Raw genomic sequence first — 1,959 nt, forward strand, 5'->3', positions numbered from 1 at the left:
CACCTACTAAGATTACCTATTTATATAATTAAAAAAGCTGCCCTATTAAAGGACAGCTTCAAATATGTATTTTTACACTTCGATAGATTTACCGTCTTCAACGATATGGTAAAGTAAGTGCGCTAAATGATGAATTGGACCATTTTCTTCCTCTTCTTCATTTGTCTCACCTTGGAATTCAAGATCATTTAAGTATAGTGCTAAAAATTGATAGAACAATTTCAAATCAAATCCGTAGCAAGCACTTGGTTCTTCATGATCTCCTTCATATTGTAACATTAAGTATTGCTCGTTTCCTTCTGTATCTTCAGCATCAAAGAATACGAAGAAACCAACGTTTGTATCTAAATCAAATAGATGACGAGTACCTTTTTCTGTTGCTTTCTCGAAGTCCTCTTCACTTAATTTATGTACTGTTGTTGCCTTTGCATTATCCTCTTGATGAAAATTTACTGTAAATGATTTCAATGCTGACACCTCCTGATTGTATAACAGTAGCATAACAGATTAGACAACATAATACAAAGGGACTGCTTACAAATGTAAACAGTCCCCTGTATTCATTTCCGCATTGCACGGAATATAAAGCTTACGATGAAAATCAAAACAATGGCGCCTATTAAAGCCGGAACAATCGCATATCCGCCTATAACAGGTCCGAATTTACCAAGTAACGCTGTACCAAGCCAAGAACCGACAATACCTGCAATAATATTACCGATTACACCACCAGGTACATCCTTCCCAGTAATTAAACTTGCAAACCATCCTAATATACCACCAACGATTAAAGACCAAATCATATCATTTCCTCCTTTATAATTGACCAATAAAAATTATAATCAGAAACAATTGCTTACCATTAGTTATGTTACATTTTTCGTAAGTTATTCGTCTTATGAAAATCATTCAAATCTGCTCACCCTTTTAAGGACAATCTGGCTTCAATATTGTTCTCATAAATTCGTCTTTAAACGCTTGATAATTAAATTCAACGGCAATTTTTTGTATAGGACGATTATCAAACGTCGTTGGCTCAGCTATTTTTCTAAAATCTGCAACACTTTGACCTCTCGTTACATCATTCGTCGTACTAATCCAAACTGCTGATTTTTTATATTCAAAAATATCATCATTTATAAATGAAATGAACGGAAGTAAATCGTGAATCGGACTCCCAGCAATACCTGGATATTCTTTTTTGTAAAAGTTCTCGTAATAAAAATCGATCATTGGCTTTATGAGTTTCGCCTGCCCTGTTCCTTCTTTATCAATAATATCGACCATTTCAGGGGTAATAAGAGCACGCTGCGTTACATTTAACGGATATATTGTAGCATTCTGCGCATATTTCATAACGATATTCGCGGCAATTGGATCGCCGTAAAAATTAGCTTCTGATACAGGTGTAACGTTTCCCGGAAATAGAAAAGCACCGCCCATTATATAATAAGAACATACTCGATTCATTAAATTGGGGTACAATAAAAATAATGTTGCAAGTGTTGTTAATCGTCCCGTCGCCACTATAATAATATCTTCTGGACAAGGCTCAATTAATTTAATCAATTCACAAAAATTTTCTCTGTCACAAATTCTCATTTTCGGTGGAATAATTGGACCTAAACCGTGATCCCCATGAATTTCAGGGAAAAACAAAGGTTCTTCAGCTGTCATTGGTCTACTGGCACCTTCAATAATCTTCACTTTTGTAGCATAGTATCTTTCTAAAAAATAAACATTTTCCGTAACAATTTCTCTTGATACATTTCCATACTCTGCAACGATACCGATAATATCTAATTTGCATGTTTTATTCGCATAAATTAACGTTACTGCATCATCAATACCAAAATCTCCGAAAAAGATTATTTTTTTATTAACTTTCCTCACCCCTCTCCAGCATAATCTACTATTATTATTATGCGAAAAAGACAAGGCGGTGAAACAGAGATAATT

3 protein-coding genes are annotated in these 1,959 nt (G+C 34.4%); all 3 read right to left on the reverse strand.

Translation table 11 applies throughout. The features are described from left to right. Nucleotides 1–72: 72 nt before the first annotated feature. Nucleotides 73–468: a hypothetical protein gene (locus AB3X49_RS22120; RefSeq protein ID WP_002084959.1), complete on the reverse strand. Its 396-nt coding sequence runs from the start codon at nucleotides 466–468 to the stop codon at nucleotides 73–75. 92 nt (nucleotides 469–560) lie between these two features. Next, a complete protein-coding gene (locus AB3X49_RS22125) occupies nucleotides 561–803 on the reverse strand; it encodes a GlsB/YeaQ/YmgE family stress response membrane protein (protein ID WP_002013368.1) in 243 nt (80 codons plus the stop codon). A 124-nt stretch (nucleotides 804–927) separates the two neighbouring features. Continuing rightward, entirely contained in the window at nucleotides 928–1,893 is a 966-nt protein-coding gene (locus AB3X49_RS22130) for a nucleoside hydrolase (protein WP_002013369.1), read from the reverse strand. Nucleotides 1,894–1,959: the final 66 nt, after the last annotated feature.

The sequence above is a fragment of the Bacillus sp. C30 genome (assembly GCF_040838255.1).
Classification (GTDB): Bacteria; Bacillota; Bacilli; order Bacillales; family Bacillaceae_G; genus Bacillus_A; species Bacillus_A mycoides.

Coding starts and splice junctions, on each gene's coding strand:
- AB3X49_RS22125 (WP_002013368.1), bottom strand. CDS start 803: ATGATTTGGTCTTTAATCGTTGGTGGTATATTAGGATGGTTTGCAAGT.